The 25141-nt window shown below is 58.4% G+C and carries 31 protein-coding genes; 8 read left to right on the top strand and 23 right to left on the bottom strand.

The genetic code is table 11. The annotated features are described in order from the left end of the window. Positions 1-79 precede the first annotated feature (79 nt). A complete protein-coding gene (locus GYN08_RS05070; protein WP_166272927.1) occupies positions 80-325 on the top strand; it encodes a DUF896 domain-containing protein in 246 nt (81 codons plus the stop codon). A gap of 530 nt (positions 326-855) precedes the next feature. Here GYN08_RS05070 and GYN08_RS05065 read toward each other — a convergent pair. Beyond that, positions 856-1245, bottom strand: coding sequence for a GNAT family N-acetyltransferase (locus tag GYN08_RS05065; protein WP_206023585.1), 390 nt, complete (start codon positions 1243-1245; stop codon positions 856-858). 20 nt (positions 1246-1265) lie between these two features. Beyond that, positions 1266-2168, bottom strand: a complete 903-nt coding sequence (locus GYN08_RS05060; protein WP_166272926.1) for a diacylglycerol/lipid kinase family protein — start codon at positions 2166-2168, stop codon at positions 1266-1268. A 268-nt stretch (positions 2169-2436) separates the two neighbouring features. Here GYN08_RS05060 and GYN08_RS05055 point away from each other — a divergent pair, with 268 nt between their 5' ends. Continuing rightward, positions 2437-3585, top strand: coding sequence for a nuclear transport factor 2 family protein (locus GYN08_RS05055; protein ID WP_166272925.1), 1149 nt, complete (start codon positions 2437-2439; stop codon positions 3583-3585). Between the two features lie 96 nt (positions 3586-3681). Here the strand turns inward: GYN08_RS05055 and GYN08_RS05050 are convergent, their stop codons facing one another. Together GYN08_RS05050 and GYN08_RS05045 are read right to left on the bottom strand one after the other, a co-directional pair. Continuing rightward, a complete protein-coding gene (locus GYN08_RS05050) occupies positions 3682-4752 on the bottom strand; it encodes a WD40/YVTN/BNR-like repeat-containing protein (RefSeq protein WP_166272924.1) in 1071 nt (356 codons plus the stop codon). A 17-nt stretch (positions 4753-4769) separates the two neighbouring features. Beyond that, entirely contained in the window at positions 4770-5711 is a 942-nt protein-coding gene (locus tag GYN08_RS05045; protein ID WP_166272923.1) for an aldo/keto reductase, read from the bottom strand. Positions 5712-5979: 268 nt separating this feature from the next. Between GYN08_RS05045 and GYN08_RS05040 the strand changes: the two genes are divergently transcribed. Together GYN08_RS05040 and GYN08_RS05035 are read left to right on the top strand one after the other, a co-directional pair. Next, positions 5980-6864, top strand: coding sequence for a dihydrodipicolinate synthase family protein (locus tag GYN08_RS05040; RefSeq protein WP_166272922.1), 885 nt, complete (start codon positions 5980-5982; stop codon positions 6862-6864). Between the two features lie 169 nt (positions 6865-7033). Next, complete coding sequence (locus GYN08_RS05035) at positions 7034-7993, top strand: DMT family transporter (RefSeq protein ID WP_166272921.1); 960 nt, start codon at positions 7034-7036, stop codon at positions 7991-7993. A 123-nt stretch (positions 7994-8116) separates the two neighbouring features. Here GYN08_RS05035 and GYN08_RS05030 read toward each other — a convergent pair whose 3' ends face one another. The 6 genes from GYN08_RS05030 to GYN08_RS05005 all read right to left on the bottom strand — a co-directional run bounded on the left by GYN08_RS05030 (position 8117) and on the right by GYN08_RS05005 (position 12165). Continuing rightward, entirely contained in the window at positions 8117-8506 is a 390-nt protein-coding gene (locus tag GYN08_RS05030) for a hypothetical protein (RefSeq protein ID WP_166272920.1), read from the bottom strand. 234 nt (positions 8507-8740) lie between these two features. Continuing rightward, positions 8741-9562: an energy-coupling factor transporter transmembrane component T family protein gene (locus tag GYN08_RS05025; RefSeq protein ID WP_166272919.1), complete on the bottom strand. Its 822-nt coding sequence runs from the start codon at positions 9560-9562 to the stop codon at positions 8741-8743. Beyond that, positions 9552-10448 (bottom strand): ATP-binding cassette domain-containing protein, encoded by an 897-nt coding sequence (locus GYN08_RS05020; protein ID WP_166272918.1) that lies wholly within the window; start codon positions 10446-10448, stop codon positions 9552-9554. Before GYN08_RS05020 ends, GYN08_RS05025 begins: the two co-directional genes overlap by 11 nt. After that, positions 10433-11233: an ATP-binding cassette domain-containing protein gene (locus GYN08_RS05015; RefSeq protein ID WP_166272917.1), complete on the bottom strand. Its 801-nt coding sequence runs from the start codon at positions 11231-11233 to the stop codon at positions 10433-10435. Before GYN08_RS05015 ends, GYN08_RS05020 begins: the two co-directional genes overlap by 16 nt. A gap of 1 nt (position 11234) precedes the next feature. Next, entirely contained in the window at positions 11235-11789 is a 555-nt protein-coding gene (locus GYN08_RS05010; protein WP_166272916.1) for a biotin transporter BioY, read from the bottom strand. A 136-nt stretch (positions 11790-11925) separates the two neighbouring features. Next, complete coding sequence (locus GYN08_RS05005) at positions 11926-12165, bottom strand: hypothetical protein (RefSeq protein ID WP_166272915.1); 240 nt, start codon at positions 12163-12165, stop codon at positions 11926-11928. On the opposite strand from GYN08_RS05005, the gene GYN08_RS05000 reads away from it, so the two are divergent. Next, entirely contained in the window at positions 12145-12282 is a 138-nt protein-coding gene (locus tag GYN08_RS05000; RefSeq protein WP_166272914.1) for a hypothetical protein, read from the top strand. The genes GYN08_RS05005 and GYN08_RS05000 overlap by 21 nt on opposite strands. A 122-nt stretch (positions 12283-12404) precedes the next feature. Here GYN08_RS05000 and GYN08_RS04995 read toward each other — a convergent pair whose 3' ends face one another. From GYN08_RS04995 to GYN08_RS04980, 4 genes are all read right to left on the bottom strand, one after another. Beyond that, positions 12405-13142 (bottom strand): amino acid ABC transporter ATP-binding protein, encoded by a 738-nt coding sequence (locus GYN08_RS04995; RefSeq protein WP_328802888.1) that lies wholly within the window; start codon positions 13140-13142, stop codon positions 12405-12407. A 42-nt stretch (positions 13143-13184) separates the two neighbouring features. Further along, positions 13185-13850 (bottom strand): amino acid ABC transporter permease, encoded by a 666-nt coding sequence (locus tag GYN08_RS04990; RefSeq protein ID WP_166272913.1) that lies wholly within the window; start codon positions 13848-13850, stop codon positions 13185-13187. Between the two features lie 31 nt (positions 13851-13881). Beyond that, the gene (locus tag GYN08_RS04985; protein ID WP_166272912.1) at positions 13882-14688 is read right to left on the bottom strand and encodes a transporter substrate-binding domain-containing protein; all 807 of its coding nucleotides are present in this window, start codon (positions 14686-14688) and stop codon (positions 13882-13884) included. Between the two features lie 196 nt (positions 14689-14884). Then, positions 14885-15478 (bottom strand): TetR/AcrR family transcriptional regulator, encoded by a 594-nt coding sequence (locus tag GYN08_RS04980; RefSeq protein ID WP_166272911.1) that lies wholly within the window; start codon positions 15476-15478, stop codon positions 14885-14887. A gap of 204 nt (positions 15479-15682) precedes the next feature. On the opposite strand from GYN08_RS04980, the gene GYN08_RS04975 reads away from it, so the two are divergent. Next, entirely contained in the window at positions 15683-16942 is a 1260-nt protein-coding gene (locus GYN08_RS04975; RefSeq protein WP_166272910.1) for a cytochrome P450 family protein, read from the top strand. A gap of 72 nt (positions 16943-17014) precedes the next feature. Continuing rightward, positions 17015-17263 carry a hypothetical protein gene (locus GYN08_RS04970; RefSeq protein WP_166272909.1) on the top strand — a complete coding sequence of 83 codons (249 nt, stop codon included), beginning with the start codon at positions 17015-17017 and terminating at the stop codon, positions 17261-17263. Between the two features lie 84 nt (positions 17264-17347). Here GYN08_RS04970 and moaA read toward each other — a convergent pair whose 3' ends face one another. Genes moaA through GYN08_RS04940 form a run of 6 tightly spaced genes read right to left on the bottom strand, consistent with a single transcriptional unit; the run spans position 17348 to position 21579 of the window. Then, positions 17348-18370, bottom strand: coding sequence for a GTP 3',8-cyclase MoaA (gene moaA, locus GYN08_RS04965; RefSeq protein ID WP_166272908.1), 1023 nt, complete (start codon positions 18368-18370; stop codon positions 17348-17350). Positions 18371-18400: 30 nt separating this feature from the next. Beyond that, positions 18401-19018, bottom strand: a complete 618-nt coding sequence (locus tag GYN08_RS04960; protein ID WP_328802882.1) for a molybdenum cofactor guanylyltransferase — start codon at positions 19016-19018, stop codon at positions 18401-18403. Then, positions 19015-19248 carry a molybdopterin converting factor subunit 1 gene (gene moaD / locus GYN08_RS04955; RefSeq protein ID WP_166272907.1) on the bottom strand — a complete coding sequence of 78 codons (234 nt, stop codon included), beginning with the start codon at positions 19246-19248 and terminating at the stop codon, positions 19015-19017. Before moaD ends, GYN08_RS04960 begins: the two co-directional genes overlap by 4 nt. Positions 19249-19275: 27 nt before the next feature. Beyond that, positions 19276-19722 (bottom strand): molybdenum cofactor biosynthesis protein MoaE, encoded by a 447-nt coding sequence (locus tag GYN08_RS04950; RefSeq protein WP_166272906.1) that lies wholly within the window; start codon positions 19720-19722, stop codon positions 19276-19278. After that, positions 19709-20296 (bottom strand): molybdopterin-guanine dinucleotide biosynthesis protein B, encoded by a 588-nt coding sequence (gene mobB / locus GYN08_RS04945; protein WP_166272905.1) that lies wholly within the window; start codon positions 20294-20296, stop codon positions 19709-19711. The genes GYN08_RS04950 and mobB overlap by 14 nt, the downstream gene beginning before the upstream one ends. After that, positions 20284-21579 carry a molybdopterin molybdotransferase MoeA gene (locus GYN08_RS04940; RefSeq protein WP_166272904.1) on the bottom strand — a complete coding sequence of 432 codons (1296 nt, stop codon included), beginning with the start codon at positions 21577-21579 and terminating at the stop codon, positions 20284-20286. The genes mobB and GYN08_RS04940 overlap by 13 nt, the downstream gene beginning before the upstream one ends. A gap of 67 nt (positions 21580-21646) precedes the next feature. Between GYN08_RS04940 and moaC the strand changes: the two genes are divergently transcribed. After that, on the top strand, positions 21647-22138 hold the full coding sequence (moaC, locus tag GYN08_RS04935; RefSeq protein WP_166272903.1) for a cyclic pyranopterin monophosphate synthase MoaC: 492 nt from the start codon (positions 21647-21649) through the stop codon (positions 22136-22138). A gap of 19 nt (positions 22139-22157) precedes the next feature. Here moaC and GYN08_RS04930 read toward each other — a convergent pair whose 3' ends face one another. The 3 genes from GYN08_RS04930 to GYN08_RS04920 form a co-directional block, all read right to left on the bottom strand. Further along, complete coding sequence (locus GYN08_RS04930) at positions 22158-22682, bottom strand: MogA/MoaB family molybdenum cofactor biosynthesis protein (RefSeq protein WP_166272902.1); 525 nt, start codon at positions 22680-22682, stop codon at positions 22158-22160. A 58-nt stretch (positions 22683-22740) separates the two neighbouring features. Next, positions 22741-23772 carry a ThiF family adenylyltransferase gene (locus GYN08_RS04925; protein ID WP_166272901.1) on the bottom strand — a complete coding sequence of 344 codons (1032 nt, stop codon included), beginning with the start codon at positions 23770-23772 and terminating at the stop codon, positions 22741-22743. A gap of 94 nt (positions 23773-23866) precedes the next feature. Then, positions 23867-25072, bottom strand: coding sequence for a nitrate/nitrite transporter (locus GYN08_RS04920; RefSeq protein ID WP_166272900.1), 1206 nt, complete (start codon positions 25070-25072; stop codon positions 23867-23869). Positions 25073-25141: the final 69 nt, after the last annotated feature.

Genomic DNA, 25141 nt, shown 5'->3' with positions numbered 1-25141 from the left:
GGAAAAATTAGTTAAAATCTTTTATACGTATGAGCAGCCGAGGCCGTTCATGATTTTGCTTCGTCAAGGAGGATAAGACATGGTAATTCCAAGCTTGGAAAGAATCAACGAGTTATCGAAGAAAGAAAAAGAACACGGTTTGACCGCTGAGGAAAAACAAGAACAAGCGCAGCTTCGCAAAGAGTATCTTCGAGCATTTCGCGGATCCGTTAACGATATCCTGCTGAATTCGACGATTATCGATCCTTTGGGCGACGATGTGACGCCGGAAAAACTGAAGGCCAAACAGAATGAAATCGCAAAAAACAAACCATCGGAACAGTAATTTTGAACTCGTCGATTCGGCAGCAACGGATTGACGAGTTTTTTGTAAAGAAATGATAAGAGATGTGTGATTTTATCCATGCGAAATGAAATGAAATGCGGGTTAGTAAAATTGCTAAGTCATAATTGTCCATGTATTAAGAGGATTTGCTTTTCTATATACATATGTACAAAATACGGATTTTGTGAAGAAGTATATAAGGAAATAAGCAGAATGTCCGGTCCGGCCGCCAAATCAGCCGATTACGCTTGATTCGCTTTGACTCGGCTCAATCGATGCGCGTCTGCACAATTCACGAACTCGGCGCTTAATCGCAAAGTTCGTCGCTTGGACCGATTGATTCCAAGCGACCCTGTCGCGCGTCGATCGCTTTGTCAGACTTGCAGATCGATCGACGCACGACTTGAGCGGTTTACGGCTGCCCGAGCCGGCAATCCGGTCGATCCGTGCCTGTGTCGGAGTTTTCGCGACTATGCGACCGGCTGCTTGCCGCGGCTGCTGCTGGTTCATTCGTTTACGCTGCCGCTGTTTTACTTCTTTTCCCACACGCCGCCCGATCCTACCCGAAATCCGCATCTCTCGTAAAAAGAAGCATGCCGCTCCGCAAACGTCAGCGTCACGATCTCCAAGCCGTAAGCCTGCGCTTCTTCCAACAGCCGCTTCACCAACCGCTCTCCGATGCCGCGTCCCCGGTAATCGGGATGCACCATGATGTCTTCCATGTAGCCGTGCTGCAGTCCCATGCCGGCCACATAACCGAAAGCGACCAGATTGCCCTGCTCGTCCTTCGCGCCCGCCCAGAAATTGCAGCGTTCGAACAGCGCGGGATAATCGCTTTCGCGTCCGTCCCATCCGATTGCTTTTCGCAGATTGGGCACTTCCTCATTGCTTAACGCCGGATTGATACATATTTGCATCATAATCGTCTCCTTAATTGTTTTTAAGCGGCATAAGAATCCGAAGAAACCATAACGGTCAGCCCTTGCGGAATCACGTTAATTTCAAATTGCGAGCTGCTATGAATTTCACCGTCTATTCCTACGTTGGCGATATCTTCTCCATACTGCTTGATGATTAGACGCCGCGTTTTAAAATACAACACGTCCGGATGATTAAGATGCGTTCTGTTTCGGATCTCCAACAACAGCTGAAGCGTACTCAGCAGCGAGTTTTTCTTAATGACCAGAACATGCAGATGTCCGTCATCCATCTTCGCATTCGGAACCATTCCTTTAATCCCGCCTACAATCGGAGAATTCGTAATCAAATACAGCAGCGCTTCATGATCTTCTTGCAGTCCGTCGCATTCAATCTGAATACGCGTTCCCGATAAGAGCTTGGCAAGCCTAGGTACAGCCGATAAATAATAAGCCTTATCCCCCATGACGTTTTTTAAGGTCTGATTGGTCGTATAGCTAAGCGAATTCATGGCTCCGCCCGCTACCAGATAATGAAAGTACTCTTCGCCTGCCAAGCCGATATCGATCTTTTGGGTCAGCCCGTTTTCCAGCATACTGCAAAAAGCGTCGCAGGTTCGAGGCAATTTTAAGCTGTTCCCGAAATCGTTCACTGTGCCCGTCGGCAGATAAGCCAAAGGAATGTCTATGCCGAGACGTTTGACCGTGTTGACGGCGTAATGAAGCGTTCCGTCCCCTCCCGCAACGACGAGCGAATCGCAATTTTCGAAAAACGAAGTCTCTAAGCCCCTATTCTCTTTGTTTGTATAGAAAATATCCGCGTCATTTAAACCGTATCTTTGTTTTAAACGTTGGATGACCGAATCCTTGATGGTATGAGCGCTATGCTGTCCCGAAACCGGGTTAATGATCATTTTTAATTTCATGACGGAAGGCTCCTTTTTTAAATGGATCTGTGTTTCTAGAATGTGTCCGTGCTTCTATATTCCAATCTTATCGTCTGATCGAAACGACAGCATCGTACGAACGGGCCGCTGTTTTTTTCCCTTTCGGGAAGAGTGAAATTATTCACAAAAAATGATCTTTAGTTCCCGAAAAGGCAGTACGTGATGCCCTTTTGTACGATGCCGCAGAGTTTATGGACCGGTACGCTAAGTCATATCTTAAATTTTGAAATTTGAAAGGAGAATGATCATGAAAAAAAACGGCATTAAGACGCTCGCGGTGAGTATGACAACTATGGCTCTTCTCCTATCCGGCGTGGGATGCGAAGCGAAAACGGATACGGATACGGCCACACACATTACGAAAGAAGAAACCGCTACCGACTCCGTTGAAACCGCGGCCGCCGAACCTGCAGGGACTGAACCTGCGGTAAATATCTCCGATTCCTACGATAACACGGAAGAACTGGCGGCCCGTTTCCCCGTCGTCAACCCGACTCCGATCGACACTCAAATGGAGAAAAATATTCAGAATAGGCTGCTGAACGGATTCGAAAATTGGAACAGAGGCTATGAGACGTGGGAAGCTTGGGGCGACATTCTGTATACGCCGGATTCCCTTTATAACGTTCATGGCGTGAAGCTCACGCTGAAGGAATATCAGTCTTCGATGAACGCGCAGCTGAAGTCCAGCGACATACAGATGGGGAATTTCCATAATATGATCATTTCCGGCGACTGGGCCGCCATTCGGTATGACATCTCGACGACCGACAGACAGAGCGAAAAGTCATCGGACGGAAGCGTAATGGAATTCGTGCACTTCAAAGACTATGGGGATGAGCGGGGTACTCGAGTCGTGGAAGGCTGGGCCGGAACGAAAGGCGAAGATTTTGAACAGGTGTCGAGCTTCCAAAATGACAACGAGAAAGCCGCGCAGCAGGAGTCGCTCGATGCCATCGTCCATAAAGAGATTCCTGATACGACGGATCTCGAAGCCAAGTATCCCGTCACCTCCCCTACGCCGATCGACAGCGATATGGGCAAGAAGATAAAAGACGTGATCTTGAACGATTTCGAAAAATGGAACCAGGGGTTCGATTCTTGGGAAAAATGGGCAGATACCTATTACGACAGCAGCCTGCAGTATCATACGAGCAAAGATACTTTGAACCTCTCCGAATACAAAGCTGCTATGAAGGAATCTGCCGATTCGACCGACACCAAGCGTATTCAATTCGACAATATGCTGATCAGCGGAGATTGGGCGGCCATTCATTACAGAATCACCAATGAAGACAAAACGACCGGAGAAAAGACGGCCGGCGATGTCATGCAGTTCCTGCATTTCGCGCAGGACGGCGATCAATTAAAAGTAATCGAGAGTTGGACAAAATAAGCCGAGTATGTGAAATTCCAAAATAACGACCCACTTGACGAGCATAGAAACGGATTAGGGGAAGTATCCAATGATGGATACTTCCCCTAACTCTGCTCATTCTTCGGCTGAATCATAATCCCCGACCCACAAACAACCCGGATGCTGCTTTTCGAATGCAGTATCCCATGCAATCTCCAACCGCTCCCAGCGATCCTGCCCCGAAGGCAATCTGTACAGGCCGAAGTTGTTGAGCGCATAAAACACGCCCTTCTCGACAGGATCTGCAGCCAAAACGGCAATAAAAGCCCCTTCGCGCGGCAGGCCTTCTCCGATCTCCTGCCAAGGGTATTCGCCGGTTTTTCTGTAAAGGGTCGAATACAGCGAAGAATGATGAGCCGCGGAAGCACTCTCGGCGGCGGAAACCAAACGAATTTCCGGATCGGCCGGGTGAAGCGTCATTCCGTACAGGTAAGGATGACGTTCCAACCCTTCGCTTTTAAACGTCCAAGTCCTCCCTTCATCATGGCTCTCCGCATAAGCATGCTCTTTGGCAAACAGTCCGTCTCCGCAGGCCGCATACAGCCGTCCCGGCGCTTTGGGATGAGCCAGCAGCGTATGCGTATCCAGCGGGCTTGCAGAAGAACGATCGTTCCAATGCTCTCCGTCGTCTGACGTATTCAAAAAAGCCCCGGCTTCGATCGACACGCCGATCCGCTCTTCTTTTGCATAGCTCGGCGTAATCCAGCGTACATGGCTTGTATACGGACGCGGCGGAAACTGCCAATGAGGCTTCGACGGCAGCTCCTGGATTCCCCGGAATTCCGACCAATGCTCTCCATAGTCTCGGGAAACGTATAGGGCGCTGGGCTCCGTTCCCGCATACACCCAGCCTTTACGAGTCGGATGAACGGCCAGGGCCGTGATCTGCGCGGAGCGCATTCCCTTTTCCGTATTTCGCTCGTGATAAAGCCCGGGCTTACCGATCGCGCTCCAGCTGTCTCCGCCGTCTTCGCTTTTCCAAAGTCCGCTGCCGTACGTCGCGCAGTACAGCCGATCGGATGCATACGGATCCGCGGCCAGGGCCAGCGGCTGCGTCCCGTGCAGACGATAGGAGACGATACGGCCTTCCGAAGAAGGACGGACGATCATAAGCCGGTCCTGCATGCCGAGCAGAAACTGTTTCATTTTCCCTGCCTCCTGCTTCATGATTGGGGTTCGTTATATTCCGGGCGGCCGCTGGACCACGATGCCCGGCGGATCGGCTTCAAAATATCCAGCACTTCGCGCAGCAGCTCCTCATCGATCGGTTCGTCGGTCCAGGAAGCGTTTTTGACGATAGTGGCAGGCGCGGCGGTGCTGACAAGCGTTGTAGGGATGTCCTCGCGGCGGGTCGAATACTGGATCGCCAGCTTGGCAATATCGCTCCCTCTCGCTTCGCAGTGCCGCGCGGCCTTCCGGCAGAGCGCTTTGATTTCTTCGCTTGCGGGATGCCAGTCTGCCGTTTTCCGCGTACTGAGCAGTCCCATCGACAGCGGCGAAGCGTTGACGACACCGATTCCTTTTTCGTGCAGCATCGGCAGCAGGTCCAGCAGCGAGTCGTCGTTCAGCGAATAATGGCAGTAGGACAAGACGGCGTCGATCTCAATCTGCGGAACGAGTTTCTCGAACAGACGAATCGGGAGTCCGCTGATGCCGCAGAATCGGATTTTTCCCTGTCTTTTCAATTCGTGCATGGCCGGAACGGCTTCCTGTACGATCATGCCCGCCGGGGCGAATTCGACATCGTGCAAAAAGAGAAGATCGAGGTAGTCCGTTTGCAGCCGTTCCAGACTTTCTTCGACGCTGCGGAAAATGCGATCCGCCGAAAAATCGAAGTCCGACTCTCCGTAGCGCCCCGCTTTCGAGGAAAGCAGGAATTTATCGCGCGGGATTTCCCGGATCGCCTGTCCCAGTACACGCTCGGCTTTGGTCAGACCGTAATAGGGCGACACGTCGATATAGTTGATGCCGGAATCGATCGCGGTATGCACGGTGCGGATACTTTCTTGGTCGTCCGTCTCGCGGAATACCGATCCCAGCGAAGAAGCGCCGAAGCTTAATGCCGATACTTCGAGCCCCGTACGGCCCAATACGCGGGTTTTCATCTGTTTTGTCCTCCGTTCCGCCATCGCGGGTCATTCTGCAGAAATCCCTTCCCCGATTTACCCCGAGCCGCCGAGAGCCAAACCGTCTGATTCCACAGGACTGCGCCAGTAGCGTTAACACCGGTCCGAATCGCCGCGCTCCGGCCGCGATTTTAAGTCCGGACGACCTGGCCCTTTTCTTTTAACCTGAACTGACCCTGTATTACCTGTCCGCCGGCTGTTTATAATAAACGGGACAGAAAGCTGACCGAAAAGGAGCGTATCGCTTATGTTTACCGGTTTGTCCGCCTTTCCCCTGACTCCGTTCCGAGGCGAGAAGATCGACGAAAAAGCGTTCGGCGGAATCATCCGCCGCCTCGCGCAAGCCCAAGTCGATTCGATCGGCGTGCTCGGGTCCACGGGCAGCTATATGTATCTGGATCGCGAGGAACGCCGGCGCGCGGTCGAACTGGCTTCGGCGCATGCCGGAAGCACCCCGGTCATCGCGGGAATCGGCGCGCTGCGTACCCGGGACGTGCTGGCTTTGGCCGAAGACGCCCAGGCGGCAGGGGCATCGGGCGTGCTGCTCGCTCCCGTGTCGTATCAGCCGCTGACGGAAGACGAAACATTCTCCCTGTACGAGCAGGTCTCGCGCGAGCTGTCCGTACCGCTGTGCGTCTACGACAATCCCCGCACGACCAAGTTTACGTTTACCGACGAACTGCACGGACGGATCGCCGCCCTGCCGAATGTGGGCTCCATTAAGATCCCGGGCGTTCCGGACGATCCGGCAAAAGCGAGGCAGCGAATCCAGCGGCTGCGCTCGCAAATTCCCGGTCATGTGACGATCGGGGTCAGCGGCGACCGGTTTGCCGCGGCAGGGATAAACGCGGGCTGCGACGGCTGGTATTCGGTGCTGGGCGGGCTGTTCCCGCGGACATGCCGCGAAATCGTGCAGGCCGCCTCTTCGGGACGCTATCCGGAAGCCGCAGCGCTGTCGGACAGGTTGGAACCTCTCTGGTCGCTGTTCGACCGCTTCGGGAGTCTGCGTCCGGCGGCTGCCATCGCGATCCAACTGGGACTTATGGAAGGGCCGGGACTTCCGCTGCCGCTCGCGCCGCTTCCGCCTTCCGAGCTGAAGGAAATCGCCGATCTGCTGGATAGTCTGGAGTGACCGTCGTCGCCCAAGAGGAGGCGCTTTATGAGAAGGACGCTCTTTATCCGCCGTGCAGGAATCGCCGCCCTTGAAGGCGAATGAGGCATAAGACATCTGCAGCAGATGAACTTTCACGCTTCCTTGAGGATTCAAAGGAAGTTCCGATCAAGGAGGTTGGGCAAGTCCCATGTGGTTTCTATTCGCCGCCTGCGCCGCACTTTGCTTCGGCATACGGGGCATTTTGTATCAATGGACGTCTCAGCGGCCCGTCGACCGCAATCTGCTGTTCGTGGGCGTCTATCTGTCCGGCGCCCTGATCTCGGTCCTGCTCAATGTTCGGGCGGGACAGCCCTGGAACGGCGGCATCGTCTTCGGCGTGCTGATGGGACTGTTCTCGTTCGCCGCCAACGCTTCGCTGTACAAGGGATACGAAGTGGGCCGCGCTTCCGTCGTCGCGTTCTTTTCGGGACTGACTCCGATTGTCGTCGTCTTGGCCGCTTATCTGCTCTGGCGCGAGACGCTCGGTTCCGTGCAGCTGCTCGGCTTTTGCATCGTCGTGCTCGCGCTGATCGTCGTCCGCTACCGCAGCGATCTGCAGAGCGGACAGCTGTCGGGCTGGCAGTGGGGGCTTCTGGCCATGCTGCTGTACGGCTTCACGGACCTCAGCTCCAAGCAGTCCGTCCTCTCGGGCGGCTCCATGTTTCCCGTGCTGACGATGATGTTCGCGACGGGGACGCTGCTGTTTTTCCTGATGTATGCCGCAGGGCGAATGCGGACCCGAAGCGCCGCGGCCGGGCCCTCGTATTCGCAGGATATCCCGATTGCCGCTTCGCCGGAACGAGAGACGCCCGGCACGAATGTCCCGAACGGCGAAAACGCAAGTTCCGCGCGTCCCGCCGTCTGGTCGGGCAAACGAACGCTGCTCTGGGGCATGACCGTCGGTCTGACGAACATCGTCGGCATGGTGCTCATGCTCAGCGCCTACGAGGACGGCATTACCGGCATCGTGTCCGCGATCGCGGCGCTGAACGTCGTGATCGTGCTGCTGTACGCGCGCTTTTACCTGAAAGACGCGATGAGCCGGCAGGAAACGATAGGGATCGTACTGGCTATGGCGGGCATTCTGGTGCTGCGGCTCGCTTCCTGACCGCCATAACCCGCCTCGTCGGCAGCCGCTTAAGCGAAAAAAAGCATCCGGGTTCTCCGGATGCTTTTTTTCGTATGCCGTCCGTCCGTTAAGGAAGTTAAGGCCGGCCGCTCCGCCTTACGCTTAACGGACTTCAATCGCGAATACCGACGAAGTGCTCCCTTTCGAATACTCGCCGTCTTCCGTTTTCCACCAGGCCGAGGCGTAATAATAAAATATGCCGGGTTCTTCGGGAGCATTAAAGCGGCCTTCGTCAAGCGGAACGGACCTCATTTCGCCGGGCTTATCGCCGATCTGCTGCACGTACAGCTCGGACGGCGCGGGATCGACCAAGTAGCGCACTTCGATCTCCGCTCCCGCGGAAACCGGAGCCGGATCGCGTCCTTCCATCATTTCGCGGCCGCCGATATAATCGGCGCAGCCGAGCCGGCCCCAGCAGTAGCTGCTCTGCACGGTCGGGATTGCCCCGTCGGGCGAAGACACGGACAGCTCCGGCAGATAATCGTCGTTCATCGGGGGAAGCTCCTGCGCGGCGGGCGGAGGCGGCTCGGCCGCTTCTTTTGTCGGCGGCGAACATGCGGACAGGGCGCACAGCCAAACAGAACAAAGGACGATATGCACAAACCGGCGGATTCTCGTCATTCGGGTCACGTCTCCTTTTGAGTACGGCGCATTCCAGATTCTGCTTATTAAACGTTTTCTTCCGCGTTAAAGTTGCCGACTTCAAAAGAAAAGGTCAGCCGCCGATCAAGCCGCAAACGGCGGATATCCCAGCCGTTCCGCGACAAAGATCGCCAGCAGCATCGCCAGCAAAGCCGCCGCGGACTGCCAATCCCGGCGCCGCAGCTTCAGCGGCCGATAAGCCGTCCGCCCCCGGCCGTCTCCGTAAGCCCGGGCCTCGATCGCCATCGTCAGGTTTTCCGCGCGGCGCACGGTCGTGGCGAGCAGCGGCACGAGCACGGGCACGAACGCCGCCAGCCGTCCGAGCGGACCGCGCTTGGACGGCTCGAAGCCTCTGGCCCGACGCGCCTGCTGAATGCGGTCCAGCTCCTCGAGAATCGTCGGGATGAAGCGGATCGCGATGACGATCATCAGGGCGAACTGCTCCACCGGCACGCGCAGTTTCGACAGCGGCTTCAGCAGGGTTTCCAACCCCTGCGCCAGCGTCAGCGGCCGCGTGGTTCCGGTCAGCAGCGAGGCCAGCAGAATCATCAGCAGGATGCGCCATACGATCCGGACGCCTTCCGCCGTACCTTCTTCGGTAACGGATAGAAGACCGTACGAGAAGATCGCCCGATCGCCTTTTCCGAACGCCATATGATACAGCAGCGTAAACAGCAGAATAGGCAGAATGGGCAGCACGCCGCGCGCATAGAAACGAACAGGAATGCGCGATAAAGCCAGCAGCATTCCTACGGCGATCGAGGCCGCCGCGTATCCGCTCCACTCCCCGACCGTCAGCAGGGCGATCATGAGCGCCAGCATGCCCAGCAGCTTCGTGCGGGGATCAAGGCGGTGCAGAATCGAATCCCGTTCGAGAAATTGGCCGACCGTCAGTTTATTTTCCATGCCCGCCTTCTCCTCCCCGCGTCCGCCAGGCTTCCCGCACGGCCTGCAAAATATCCGCTTCGCGGCAGCTGCGGGGAGTCAGCGGGTGCCCCGACAGCTCTTCGGTAAGCTTCAGCAGCTCCGCCGTTTCCGGCAGATCAAGTCCGGCGAGCTCGAGCTTTTCGTGTCCGCGCAAAAAAAGCTCGTCCGCCGCTTCGTGCGCCAGCAGTTCGCCTTCGCGAAGCAGCAGCACGCGGTCCGAATACTCGGCGACGTCTTCCATCCGGTGCGAAATGAACAGCATGGCGCGCCCTTCTTCCCGCTGCCAGTCCCGGAGCCGGTCCAGCAGCCTGCGCCGGCTCAGCGGATCGAGCGCGGCCGTCGGCTCGTCGAGAATGAGCAGCTTCGGTTCCGCGATGAGGACGGAAGCGATCGCCAGTCGCCGTTTCTGCCCGCCGCTGAGCAGCAGCGGCGATTGCCCCAGCAAATCTTCCTCCAGGCCGAACATCTCCAGCATGCGGCGGACCGCCCGGTCGATCTCGCGGGCCGAAGCCCCTCCCGTCCGCAGCGCAAAGCTCAGTTCGCGCTCGACCGTCGTCTCGAAGATCTGATGCTCGGGGTATTGGAACACGAAGCCGATCTCCGGCACGATCTTCGCCCGGCCTCTGCGGTCCCGCGGAGCCGGACTTCCTCCGATGAGGCAGCCGCCCGCATAATCGGGCACCAGCCCTTTGACCAGCCGGGCAAGCGTCGACTTGCCCGCTCCGGTGCGGCCGATCAGCGAAGTCCAGCTGCCCGGCTCCAGCTTGAACGAAATGTTTTTCAGCACGGCGCGTCCGCCCAGATTCACCGATACGCCGCTCAGTTCATATTCGGCTGCATTTGCCGGATTCACGATCGTTTCCATTGCGCGGCCGCACGCTCCTTCCAGTCGGCACCGGGAATTCCCGTCCAGCCGAGTTCTTCGTGCACGCGGACGGCAAACGGTTTTTCCAATCCGTAACGCTCAAGCGGAACGCCTCGGAAAAAGGCTTCCGGTCGGCCGTCGAAGGCGACCGTGCCGCGATCCAGCAGCAGCACCCGCTCCGAGTCCAGCACTTCGTCCATATGATGGGTAATCTGCACGATTCCGATGCCTCCTTCATGAAGTTTCCGCATCAGCGTTTTCATGTCCGCCCGCGCGCCGGGGTCCAGCATCGAAGTCGCTTCGTCGAATACAAGGATCCGCGGCCGCATGGCCAGCACGGCGGCGACGGCCGCCCGCTGCTTCTGTCCGCCGGACAGCTCGTGCGGCGCGGATTCCGCGTAAGCTTCCAGCCCTACCGCCGCCAATGCCAGGCGAATCCGCTTCCCGATCTCCCCGGCGGGCACCCGGACGTTTTCCAGGCCGAAGACGATCTCGTCCGTTACATTCGTCGTGATAAACTGATCGTCGGGATTCTGGAAGATCAGGCCGATGCTCTCGCGAATGAAGCGAAGGTGCCGCGGATCGGACGTAGTCCGTCCCTGTACGGCAACGGTTCCGCTTTTGGGAAGCAGCAGCCCGTTCATCAGCTTGGCCAGCGTCGATTTGCCGCTGCCGTTGCCGCCGACGATCGAGACATATTCCCCTTCCCCGATCGAGAAGCTGACGCCCCGCAGCACTTCCTGTCCCCGTCGATAATAGAACCCGACATTTTCGAAGACCGGCATCTCAGGCGCCCAGCACTTTCTCTTCCACGGGGCTGATTGCCCGCGCCTGCATAATGACGACGGCGGCCAGCACCGCTTTGATCAGGTCGCCCGGCAGGAATACGAGCGATCCGGTCAGTCCCGCCCAGATCGGCGTATTCGTAATCAGCGACATGACCGGCGCGCCGATCAGATTGACCAGGATCACGCCGAAGACGACGTTGACGGCGATCAGCTTCCATGTTTTCAGCGACGGCCATACTTTCTCCGCACCCCAGCCGATCAGGAAAGCGGCGATCGGCCAGCTGAAAATATATCCGGCCGTCGGTCCGACCAGCGGCGCGAGTCCGCCGTAACCGCCCGACAGGATCGGCAGACCGAGCGCTACCAGCACGATAAACAAAATCAGGCTGATCGCGCCCGTTTTTTTGCCCAGAAACCCGCCGGCCAGCATGACGCCGAGCGTCTGCAGCGTGATCGGCACGGGGATAAAGCCGATCGGGATCGGCGGAATCATGCCCAGCACCGCGATCAGCGCGGCGAACAGGGCGGCATAGACCATTTCTTTCGTTTTCATTGCCTGTTAACCTCCGATTTTTCTTCGTCGATAAGAGGACCGGCAGCCAAGAGGCTGTATCCGGCGCATTTGCATTATAGCCTGCCCTCTCGCTATTGTAAACCTTATCGAAAAATTGGGGTTGACGATAAAACATTCAGTCTTCGGCGCGCAGATGTTCGGCGGTTACGCTTTGTCCGGAAATGATCATTTCCGCCGGCGATCCGCAGAATAAGATTTCTCCTCCGCGGACGCCGCCTTCCGGCCCCAGATCGATGATCCAATCCGCTTCCGCGATCCCCGCAGCGGCTATCGGCTTTTCGGTCCGCGCGAGCTGCGCCGCACCGTCTACTTTATCGAAAATATGAAGCGGCTGTTGGAGGATCTGGACACGCAAAATGCCGCCTCGGCGGAAAAGTCGTTTCGAATCGCGCTGGACAAGCTGGATCGTCAGCTGACGCTGCAGTACCATGCGATCGCCGAGCTGATGAAGTATATCGAGGAACTGGGTTAGCCGGACCGGTTGGATGCGCGAAGAATCAGTCTTTTGCCACAAAAAAAGCCTTCGCCGAAGCGAAGGCTTTTCCCGATTTAACATATTGGTTCGGATGATGTTGGCTTGGTTCGCGCCGCCGTCTATCTTGGTGCCGTCGTCTGCAGGAAGCTCTGCGTTTGAGGCTCCCGAGGGTTTGCAAAAAACTCTTCGGCAGGCGCTTTTTCGATGATGTTTCCGTCGTGCAGGAAGATCACCGTGTCGGCCACATCGCGCGCAAAATTCATTTCATGCGTCACGACGACCATCGTCATGCCTTCTTCCGCCAGCTCCCGCATCGTTCTCAGCACTTCCTCGACGAGTTCGGGATCGAGCGCGGAGGTCGCTTCGTCGAACAGCATGATGTCCGGCTTCATGGCCAGGGCGCGGGCGATCGCGACGCGCTGCTTCTGGCCGCCCGACAATTTGCCGGGATACACATCCGCTTTCTCTTCCAGCCCCACCTTCGCCAGCAGTTCTTTCGCTTCCCGGATCGCCTGCTGCTTCGGTACCTTTTTGACCATGACGGGCGCCTCGATCACGTTCTCCAGCACGGTCATATGCGGAAACAGATTGAACTGCTGGAACACCATGCCGACCTTTTCGCGAATTTTGTTCAGATCGTCGTTTTTCGGATCGACGGCCTGCCCTTCGATATAAATCTTCCCGCCGTTGTTCTCCTCCAAAAAGTTAAGGCAGCGCAGCAGCGTGCTTTTGCCCGAACCGCTGGCGCCGACCAGGCAGACCACTTCGCTTTCTTCCACGACCAGATCGATGCCCTTCAGTACTTGAAGATCGCCGAACGATTTGGTCAGCCCTTCCAGGCGAATCATTTCTTTCATCGCTGTTTCCCCGCTTTCTTCCGATCTGAAAGTTCCTGCCGATCAGCGTTCGCTGACGGCCATCCGGCGCTCTATCGCGCGTACGACGAGCGTCAGCACGCCGACCAGGATGAGATAGTAGATCGCTACGATCAATAAGTACGTCATCTCGTCGAAGTTGTTCGAACCGAGCGTCGTCGCCACGTTGAACAGCTCGTTCATGGAGATGAAAGCCGCGAGCGACGAGTCTTTCAGCCCGATAATGAACTGGTTGCCCAGCGGCGGAAGCGCTCTGCGGAACGCCTGCGGCAGAATGATGCGGCGCATGGCCAGCGAACGTTTCATGCCGAGCGAAGTCGCGCCCTCCATCTGGCCCTTGTCGATCGATTGGATCGAGCCGCGGAAGATTTCCGCGATATAAGCGCCGTTATGCAGAGCCAGCGCCAGCGAAGCCGCCCAGAAGTCCGGGATCAGGAACAGTCCGCTGAGACCGAAGTACAGAATGAAGATCTGCACAATCAGCGGCGTTCCTCGGATTAAATAAATATAAGCGTCGGAGATCCAGGCCAAGCCTTTGAGCCGCGACAATTTCAGCAGCGCGAAGAACAGACCGACCACGATCCCGAGCAGGATCGATACGGCGGTCAGTTCCAGCGTCAGCAGCATGGCGCGGGTCAGAAGTCCGCTGCTGCTGGCAAACGTTTCGAAAAACTGGGCAATTCCGTTCATGCAGGCACGTCCCTTCTGTCAGATATGGGGGCTACTCCGTTTCGGCAGCCTCGGGCTTGGTCGTAATGTCTTCCCCGAAGTATTCTTCGCTGATTTTTTTCAACGTGCCGTCCTGCCGCAGATTTTCCAGCGCTTCGTTGATCCGTTTCAGCAGAACCGGGTTGTCCATCGGGACTACGACGGCCTGTTCGCTTCGTTCGATCAGCTGGCGTTCTTCCACGGCAAAGCCTTCTTGAATGGTGGTCCGGCCGGTGACGAAGTCCGTGATGACCGCGTCGTGCCGTCCGTCGGCCAAAGCCTGCAGCGCCGTGATATCGCTGTCGTACGTCTTGACGTTGCCGGTGTATCGTTTGGCGATGTCCAGGTAACTCGTTCCTTTAGCGACCGCCACTTCTTTGCCCTTCAGATCGTCCGTCGTCTGGATCGGGCTGTCGGGACGGGTGAAAATCTGAGGTCCCGAGTAATAGTACGGCGTGGAAAACAGGACATGTTGAGCGCGGAGATCGTTGATCGTCAAGCTGGCGACCGCGGCGTCCGCCCGTCCGTTCTTGACGCCTTCCACCAAGCCGACCATTTTCATCCGTTTGGCTACCGGTTCGACGCCGAGCTCCGCGGCAATCGCGTTGCCGACCTCGACATCGAAGCCCGACATGGTCAAATCATCGTTCAGGTAGCTAAACGGGCGAAATTCGCCGGACGCCGTAAACACGAACTCGTCGTTGTGCAGCAGTCCGGTGCCTCCTTCGGCCCGCTCGCTTCTGCCGCAGCCCGACAATGCCGAAGCGATCAGCAGGGCCGCGAGCAGAAGGCTTCCGATTCTTCTTCCCCGGATGAACATGTGCGTATCTCCTTTCTTCGCTGAGTCAAAACTTACTTACCCAAACTTTGGAAACAAACTCACTTTGCATGCGAACACCGATCGGCGAATCGTTTTAAGCGGTCTAAACAAACCCAAAAAGCCGCATCGACGACGATGCGGCTCTTTCGTGTTGCACTATCGATTGTCTTCCTTCCCATCGGTCGGAAAGATGAAGTCAAAAAATCAGGCGCTGCTCCAACAGCGAAGAAAGCGGCGGAGACTCTTCATTTTCGAGCCATTCTTCGATCGTCACCCGAAGAGCGGTCATATGCAGGGCGACGAGAAACCGCAGCTCGCTGCGGTCGGGTTCCGGTTCCAGCCTCGCGGCAAGCGCTGCGCAGAGTTCCGGTTCCGTCTCCAGCATGGCGTACAGAAACAACGACGCCAGGGCGGACGACTGTTTGGCGATTCGGTAGCGCGCGAGCAGGCCGTCACGCTGCTGCTGATAAAGCTCGGCAAGATGCAAAAAGACCCGGCGCAGCGCAATCTTCAAAGGCTCGTTCGATTCGCATTCCGCAGCCAAGCGCAGACCTTCCCGTTGAACGGCGCGGATCGCTCCCGAAAGAATATCCTCCTTGGAATCGAAATATCGGAAAAAGGTGCGCGAAGACATCATGACGGCATCCGCAATCTCTTGAATCGAAGTCTCGTAATATCCTTTTTCCGCGAAAAGCCGCAGAGCGGCATCCGTAATCGCCTGTTCCGCCAGCCTTTTTTTGCGCTCGCGGAGCCCTTCTCTTCCCGCCTTGGGCGCTATTGTGTCGTTCATGATCCGCTCCCCTTCCTCTTTCGCTCGTCTATCGTCATTTTATGTCCTAAATTGACTTTTGTCATTCAATGACAATATAATTTTTTTAATCGCTTCATTCACAGTCTCGCTCAAGAGAAGAAGCGTTTCGTTTCACGGGATGATGCCGGTTTTCTGAAGCCTCGAGTTTTGTAAAAAATGGTGCTTGGAGAAAGGATGATCCGAATGAACGAAGATCGCGCAGTGACGGCAGAGCAGGCGGCTTCCGGGATTTTTAACGGAGAGAACGGACTCGATCCGTTCGCCGTATTCGCGCAGATGCGCCAGGCGGGGCCGATTCTGTCGGTGCCGGTCGAAATGGGCGGAGTCAAATTCAAGGCCTGGATGGTGACCCGCTTCGACGAAGCGATGCAGGTACTCAAAGATCACGGACGCTTTACGGTCGACCGCAGCGCGCTTGAAAGCGGCAGTTCGGGCGGCGAAAGCTTTATGCGGCAGGACGAATCGTCTCCGGCCACCTTTTTCACTGGAAAGTCCATGCTGACGGTCGACGAGCCGGATCACCGGCGCTTGAGAGGGCTGGTGTCCAAAGCGTTCACGCCGAAGTATATGGAAAGCCTGCGTCCGCGCGTGCAGGGACTCGCCGACAGCCTGCTGGACCGGGTGCAAAGCGGCGGAGAGATGGATCTGGTGCGGGATTACGCTTATCCGCTGCCGATCAACGTGATCTGCGATATGCTCGGCATTCCGGAAGAGGACCATGCGGACATTCGTCTCTGGTCCGGCGCGATCGCCCACGGGCTAGGTCTGGGACGTCAGGAACCGGAAGTCGCGGAACATCTGCGCGCCTTCGGCGAATACACGGCGAGATTGGTGCATAATAAGCGCAGCCGCCCCGGCGACGATCTGATCAGCCAACTGATCGCCCTCGAAGAAGAAGGCGACCGTTTGAGCGAACAGGAGCTGTACTCGATGATCACGCTGCTTGTTTTTGCCGGGCACGAGACGACGTCGAACCTGATCGCGACCGGATGCCTTATGCTGCTCGACCATCCGGACGAGCTCGCGAAACTGAAAGCGGATCTCTCGCTCGTCCCTTCCGCCGTCGAAGAGCTGCTTCGTTTCAACGGACCGTCCACTATCGCGGGACCGCGCTACGCGCTGGAAGACACGGAGATCGCCGGACAGCCGATCCGCCGGGGCGAGATGATCTTCCCCGTGCTGAAGTCGGCGAATCGCGACGAGTTGAAATTCGATGCGTCGGAAGAGCTGGACCTGACGCGCAGTATCAGCCGGCATCTGGCTTTCGGGAACGGCATTCACATGTGCCTCGGCGCTCCGCTGGCGCGAATCGAAGCCGACGTCGCGTTTTCCACGCTGCTGCGCCGCATGCCCGAGCTTCGCCTGGCGATTCCGCGCGAAGACGTGGCCTGGAGCTTTGCGCTCAGTTCCCAGGGACTGGCCGCGCTGCCGGTCAAGTTCTGACAGCGGGTTCAATTCCCGAACGGTTCGGGTAATGCGTAGAAAGACCGATATCGAACCGAGGAGGAATGCGACATGGCAAACGAAGGCAGACCGGAAGATACGGAATTCATGACGAAAGAAGAACGGGAAGAAGCCGGACGCCGCACCAATGCGGATTTTGCGCGGCATGAACGGACGGAATCGGAGAAGAGCGGGGCGAACGACGTGTCGAAAGGGCCGATTCTCAAGCGGCTGGCGGAAGACGACATTCGCCGCCGGGTAGGCGACGGAAACTTCGATGCGTCGAAGGGCGACGATCAGACGCCTTCGATCAACAGCTGACCGTTCGGAGCATTCGTGCCCCAAACGGGAATCTCTCGCATAAGCAAGAGCGCCGATCTATGATCGGCGCTCTTTTTCGTTTCGTCAACCGCCGATATACGACATGTTGATCTTTTTTCGGTTTTTGGCCGTTTGTTCGGTGCGTTCGTCGGAGTATCGGTCGCTTCTGCTTTCCCACACGTCGACGATCGCGCCGAGAATCTCTTCGTCGCCCGCTCCGCCTCGCAGCATGGCCCGCAGATCGAAGCCGCTCGAGGCGAACAGGCAGGTATAAAAAATGCCGTTGGAGGAGAGCCGGGCTCTCGTGCAGGAGGAGCAAAACGACTCCGATACCGACGTAATGAAGCCGACTTCCGTATCCGTTCCCTTGTACCGATAGCGCGAAGCGACTTCGCCGAAATAATCGGGATCGACGGGCTCCAGTTCGTGAACGGCCTGCAGCCGATCGAAAATTTCTTTTTTCGTGACGACGCGCTTGAAGCTCCAGCCGTTGTCGTTGCCGACGTCCATGAATTCGATAAAACGAAGAGTGATGCCGCGTTCCTTGAAGTAAGCCGCCATCGGCAGAATTTCGCCGTCGTTGGCGCCTTTTTGCACGACCATATTGACCTTGACTTCGAAGCCGACCTGCCGGGCCTGGTCGATCTGACGCAGAATCTGCGCCGAATCGATGCCGCGTCCGTTCAACCGTCCGAACAATTCGGGGTCGAGCGCGTCCAGACTGACGTTCAGCCGCCGCAGCCCCGCATCGTGCAGCGGCTGCGCATTGGCGCCCAGCAGCAGACCGTTGGTCGTCAAGCCGACGTCTTCCACGCCGTCCACCTTCATTATGCGGGACACGAGATCGGGCATTCCCCGGCGCAGCAGCGGTTCGCCTCCCGTAAGCCGAATCTTCTTGACGCCGATCGAAGCGAACAGCCGGGTGAGCCGCTCGATTTCTTCGAAGGTCAGCAGCTCGCTCTTGGGCATGAAGGCGTAATCGTCGCCGAAAATTTCTTTGGGCATGCAGTAGGTGCAGCGGAAATTGCAGCGGTCGGTGACCGAAATGCGCAGATCGCGGATCGGCCGGCGAAGCCGGTCTGTCGGCGCGGGATGATTCGTATTCATGGCTTTCGCTCCTCTCCTGTCGCCTCCGCTTCAGTCCGCGTCCGGCGTGTTAAAATTGTGAAAAATGCGGGGGTCTTCATGCAGCTGCGAAGCGTCCAGCCAGACGGTATCCAGCTCCGCCAGCAGTTTCATGACGGCAAGCCGCCCTTCGCGAATCCGAGTCTCCAGCAGACCGTCCAGGCCGCCCTTCCAGACGCTCAGCAGCGGCAGATGCGCGCTCGCCGTTCGAACGGCGACGACGTCCGCTTGCGCATGCGTTCGGGCAAGACTCTCCAGCCTCCGGATTTCTTCCGGCCCGATGCGGGGCATATCGCAGGGAAGCGTAATATAACGGCCTGCTGGCACGCTCCTCATGACGGTGCAAATGCCGGCGAGCGGTCCCTGTCCGGCAAGTTCCGGCAGATCGGTTCGGACATCGCAGGACGGCGAAAACCGCTCCGAGAGCGCTATGCTGGCCGAGACGACGACCGGGTCGCAGACGACAGACAGCGCTTCGCGAGCCCGTTCATGGAAAAGCCGGCCGCCGTATTCGGCGAAAGCTTTCGGTGAGCCGTAGCGTCTGGACAAGCCGCCCGCGAGCAGAATGCCGACCGGCCGTTCGGACGGATAAGCCTGCCGGACAGCCTCGCTCTTCTCAGCAGGCTTCACCCTCCGCTTACCGGCGGGATCAGCGCCGCGGTATCGCCTTCCTGCAGCACGTCTTCCTGCAGCGCGTATTCTTCGTTGACGGCCACCCGAACGCCGTCCAGCGGCAGATGCGGATATTTGCCGCTTACCCAGGCGGTCAGTTCAGCTACCGTCCGGCCCGCAAGGTCGGCGTCTTCCTGCGCTTTCCCCGCCGCTTCTCGCAGCCCGGCAAAATAATACAGCGTAATCATGGCTTCTCTCCTTCTCCGTTCGGACGTTTATTCCGGTGCGGGCTCGGTCTCCGGCTTTTTGCGCTGGTCGCCGATCCATTCCGTGCCGTCTTCCCAAATTTCTTTTTTCCAGACCGGCACCGATTCCTTGATCCGTTCGATCGCGTATTCGTTCGCTTCGTAGGCATCACGGCGGTGCGGCGACGATACCGCGATCACGACCGCGATTTCTCCGATCTGCAGTTCGCCGATCCGGTGGGCGATCGCCGTCTTCGTGCCCGGCCATTTCTCTTCGATCTCTCCGCCGATCCGCGCAAGCATTTTTTCGGCCATCGGCACGTAAGCCTCGTAAGCGAGAAACAGCGTGCGGATGCCGCGCGTCCATTCGCGCACATGCCCGGTGAACAGCGTGACCGCTCCCGCTTCCGGACGAAGCACGTAATCGGCGTATCGCTGCGGATCGATCGGTTCCGTTACGATTTCATAAGGTTTCATTGGCGTCTCCTTTCAGCCATTCGTCGAACCAGGCTTCGATCTGTTCGTTCTCTTCCCGAAGCAGCAGGGGCGGATACCGCCTTCTTCCGTCCTCTGCCGCTCCTCTCGCGAAGCGGCCGTCCAGCGCGGTCTTCAGCTTGTCGTCCGGCGCAAGGATCAGCCTGACGTTCCGCAGCCCGCTCAGCGCCTCCGCGTCCGCTTCCGAGCGCAGCAGCGCGATTTTGTCGTATTCGGCTCCCTTGAATCCTTCGATCAGGATCAAATCCGGGTGCGCGCTCGCTTCGGTCAGCCGGATCAGCGAATCCAGTCCGGCGCCCGGGTCCGCTTCCGGCTGCCGGCTCTGCAGAACGATCACGCCGCCGCCCGCGACGATCGAGCTGGCCGCCCCCGCTTCGAAAAAGCGCGAAGCGTCCGTGCCCGCCGGCGGCGGTTCCGGCGGTCCGCCGTGCCCGTGGTGCTTGATCGCCGACGCTCGCAGCCCGCGTCCTGCGGCAAGCCGCAGCAGCCTCTCCGTCAGCGTCGTTTTGCCGCTGTTTTTGAAGCCCACGATCTGAAGCCGCTTCACAGCTCCCATACCGCGGAACCTTCCTCCATGCCGGGCAGCAGCACGTCGACGATATCGCCCGCGGCGAATCCCCGGGTACCGCCCGGCAGCACGATTAAGGCGTTGCCCCGTCCGATCGAGGAGACCGCGTTCGACTTGTTGAAGCCCGCCGGGCGAACCGACCGTCCGTCGTAGACGGCGCGAATGAAGCGGGCGAACGGATTCGCTTTCGCGAAGTCTTCTTCCAGACGCGCCTTCGTGCGCAGCGGATAGAGGCGTTCGGCCCCCATCATCTTCAGCAGGGCGGGACGGGCGAACAGTTCGAATCCGGTGTAACAGGCCGAAGGATTGCCGGACAGACCGAACAAGAAACGCCCTTCCAGCACGGCCACGGTCGTGACACTGCCCGGTCTCATGGCGACCTTGTTGAACAGAACGTCCGCTCCGAGCCGCTCGTACACAGCCGGCAGCAGATCGTAATCCCCGACGGACACGCCTCCTGTCGTAATCAGGCAGTCGCATTCCGACAGAGCGCGCCGCACCGTATCCAGCATGTCTTCCAGCCGGTCGACCGCCGCGTCGTACATGCGGCTCGGCACGCCCATGCGCCGCAGCTGGGCGGCGATCATGGGGCCGTTGCTGTTGCGGATCTTGCCCGGCTCCAGCGCCGCTCCGGCTTCCAGCAGCTCCGTTCCCGTCGACAGGATGCCGACGATCGGCCGCTTCGCGGCCTGCACCTCCGTATGTCCGAAGGTGGCCAAGAGCGCGACCGTGCCGGGGTGGATCAAGCTGCCGGCCGGCAGAATTTCTTCGCCCTCTCTCATATCTTCGCCGCGAAACGAAATGTTTTCGCCGGGCGAGAACGCCTTGCGGATGGTGAAGGCATTCGGCACGGCGCTTTCTCCGGCCTTCGATCCGCGCTCGCCCGCGGAGACGGTCTCCGCCTCCTGCGTCTGTTCCAGCATGACGACCGCGTCCGCGCCCGCCGGCAGCTGCGCGCCGGTCATGATGCGAACCGCTTCGCCCTGTCCCAGCGTCTTCGACGAGACGGCGCCGGCGCCGATATGATCGACGACGCGAAAAACGGCACGCTCGCCGCCGGATGCGCCGGCCGAGTCTTCGGCGCGAATCGCGTAGCCGTCGTACGGCGAGCGGTCGAACGACGGAACGTCGTGCGCGGCGATCAGCGGCCGAGCCAGAATGCGGCCGTACGCTGCTTCGAGCGGAACCGTCTCTTCGTCCAATCTACGGGCTTCGTTCGTGACCCGGGCGACCGCTTCGCCGACCGGAATCGGCTTTCTCATTTCCATCATCAGCGCTTCCGCTCCTTTCTCCATGTTATACTATACCCAACTTGATCTTAACGAAGGGATGATTGCAGTGTCCGAACTTACCCATTTTAACGAACAGGGACGCGCCCGCATGGTCGACGTTTCGGAGAAAAACGAGACGGTCCGCACGGCGCGCGCCGCGACTTCCGTTCGGCTGAACGAAACGATTTACCGCCAGATCCGCGAGGGAAGCAGCAAAAAAGGCGACGTGCTCGCCGTAGCCCAGGTCGCGGGAATCATGGCCGCCAAAAATACGGCGCAGATCATTCCGATGTGCCATCCGCTCATGCTGAGCGGCGTCGATATCGAATTCGAATGGAAGGTGGACGAAGCGGCTTCTTCGTACGAAGTTCTGCTGTACGCCACCGTCCGCACCAAGGGGCCGACCGGCGTCGAGATGGAAGCTCTGACGGCGGCCAGCGCCGCGGCGCTGACCATCTACGACATGTGCAAAGCCGCGGGCAAGGATATGGTCATCGGTCCGACGATGCTGCTGGAGAAGACCGGCGGCAAATCGGGCGATTATTCGAGGGAGAGCTGAGGCTCTCTCTTTTTTGTCTTTATTCGGACCGATGCTTGGTCAGCTCGTGCAGAATATGCCGAATTTCCGGCAGAATGATCCGGCGCATGGCGAGCGTGACCGCGCCGGTGGAACCGGGCAGGAGAAAGATCGCTTTCTCCTTCGCCGTGCCGGCCGCGGCCCGGCTGAGCACCGCTCTCGTGCCGATGTCCTCGGCGAAGCTCAAATAGCGGAACAGCTCGCCGAAGCCGTCGATTTCTTTTTCGAACAGCGGACGTACCGCTTCGATCGTGACGTCGCGAAGCGCGATGCCCGTACCGCCGGTCACGACGACGGCATCGATGTCCGGCGGCAGCAGCCAGCCGGCGACGATCGAATGAATGGCTTCCGCATCGTCCGTGCACAGCGTATATTCCGCGATTTCGATGCCGGCTTCCCGGGCCAGTTCGATAATGCGCCGTCCGCTCTTATCGGTATCCTTCGTGCGCGTATCGCTGACGGTCAGCACCGCCAATCGGATATCCGGTGCGCTCTTCCCTTCTTTGACGGGTGGAGCTTCGCTCATTTGTCTCTCTCCTCTCGTGTTCTGCGTTCCGGCTGCCGAATTCCCTTAAGGCTGTTCCCTAACCGAACAATTTGCGGTGCAGCGTCCGTCCTTCTTCCACGCTGCCGGTTCCGTGAATCAGCAGCCTTCCGTTGCCGAACAAGATAAACCGCGCCCCGAAAGCATGAAACTGTACAAAATGCGGGGTACGGCGAAGACTTTCGCCCACCCGCCGGCCGATCCGTTCGGCGTCGTCCAGCGTCATCGGGCGATTCGGATCGGGGAGCACCTGCACGGTGTCCCTTCCGCACAGCGCCGCGTAAGCCGGCCTTGCCGTCCGAACAAGCGCGGGGAATGCGGGATCCGGTCCGCATGAAGGACAGTCCTCGCGGCGAATGCGGGAAATCCCCGTATTCATCTGTTCGCCGGACCACAGATCGAAATGATGCACCTTCGTCCGCATCGCTTCGCTGTTTCCGCTCAGCCATTTCATCGCTTCCGCGCATTGGAGCGCGGCTGTCGTCTGCACGGCGGGCGCGATGATGCCGGCGGTATCGCAGGTGTCGTTGGCGGAAGGCAGCGCGGGAAGCAGGCAGCGGAAGCAGGCCGAACGCCCGGGGACGAACGGGAACACCGTGCCCGAAGAACCGACGCAGGCGCCGTAGATCCAGGGAATTCCCGCTTCCAGCGCCGCGTCGTTGATCAGAAGGCGGGTTTCGAAATTATCCGTCGCGTCCATGATCAGCGAGCATTCCGAGGCCAAGCTGCGAATCAGCGCGACGTCCAGGTCGTCCAGATACGTATGCAGCTTCAGATCGGAGCGGATTTCGAGCAGCCTGCGCTCCGCTGCCGCCACCTTGGGACTCATATGTTCCGCGTCGCTCTCGCCGAACAGCTGCTGGCGCTGCAGATTGGACCATTCCACATAGTCGCGGTCGACCAGATGCAGTTCTCGCACGCCCGCCCGGGTCAGCGTTTCGGCGATGGCCGAGCCCAGCGCTCCGCAGCCGATCACGGCGACCGAAGCCTGCTCCAGTCCCGTTTGCCCTTCCCTGCCGATCGGCCCGAACAAGATTTGACGGGAATAACGGTCTTCTCGCGGCGTGCTCATTCTCTTTTGTCCTCCTTTGCATAGGAAGCCGCCCGGATATCCGGACGGCTCTTCGTTCGCTTCAGCCGGTCATTTATCCGCCGGCGAATTTCGGTTATTTGCGCATCGTGTTCGATTGGGCTTTGGAGGCCGTTTCTCCTCCCACCGCGGAAGTCATCATCTTATCCTGATAATGCAGCCAGAACACCAGCACCATGCTCGCCAGCGCGACCTGCGACAGCAGCATGAATCCGATCGAATACTGCCCGGTCGCGCCGTGGATGGCAGCGAGCATGATCGGCGGGAAGAAGCCTCCCAGACCGCCCATCATGGACACGATGCCGTTCGCGATGCCCGCCTGCTGTTGGAAATAAAACGGAACCAGCTTGAAAATGATGCCGTTGCCGAGGCCTGCGCTGAACGCGATGGCCAGGCAGCCTACCGTGTAAGGGCCGAGCGAAGGCGAGAACGCCAGCAGAATCGCGGCGATCGTGTAGACGGCGAAGGTGCCGGCCAGCAGCAGCAGCGGCTTGAAGCGGTCGGCGAGCCAGCCGCCCACGGGACGGAAGAACGTCGCGATCGCGATGAAGCCGGCCGTACGCATCCCCGCATCCACTTTATCCAAGCCGAAGTTCGAAACGAGGAAGTTCGGCAGGTAAACGGTGAACGCGACGAACGAACCGAACGTGATGAAGTAGAACAGCGAGATCATCCACAGTTTTTCGTTTTTGTAAATGCCTTTGATTTGCTCGACGATCGGCGTCTTCACCTTGACTTCCCGGCGGTCGCCCAACAGGAAATTCAGCACGATGAAGACGGCCAGCAGGACCAGATACCACTTGACCGCGGACTGCCATCCCAGCTGCGTCGCCAGCACCGGGGCCGCGAAGGTCGTAAGCGCCGTCCCGATATTGCCCATGCCGTAAATGCCGTTGACGAAGCCGTGCTTGGACGCCGGGTAATACTTCGGCAGCGAGGTAACGCCGACGGAGAATACGGCTCCCCCGATCCCCAGGAACAACCCGCCGATGATGAGCGCCGTCATCGATTGGGCTACGCTGATATAATACACGGGAAACAGCAGAAGCACAAAGCTGAGCAGAAAAACGAGACGCGCGCCAATGATATTGGCATAATACCCGAGCGGAATACGCAGAACCGAACCCAATACGACCGGAATGGCCGTTACGATCGCCAGACGGTCCGCCGGAATGGCGATATCTTCCTTGATGAAAGGCATCAGCGAAGAGATGATGACCCATACCATGAAGCCGACCGTCAGATTCAGCGTTTGGAGCGGAAGCTGTACTTTTTTGATCATGTTACACGCACCTTTTCGACAGTTATTCGTCCGGCCGCGATCCGATTTTCACAAGCGGCGGCGCGCCGC

Origin of the sequence: Saccharibacillus alkalitolerans, from assembly GCF_011090185.1 — a bacterium.
Classification (GTDB): Bacteria; Bacillota; Bacilli; order Paenibacillales; family Paenibacillaceae; genus Saccharibacillus; species Saccharibacillus alkalitolerans.
Note: the sequence above shows the minus strand (reverse complement) of the source record. Positions and strands in the feature narration are given on the sequence as shown.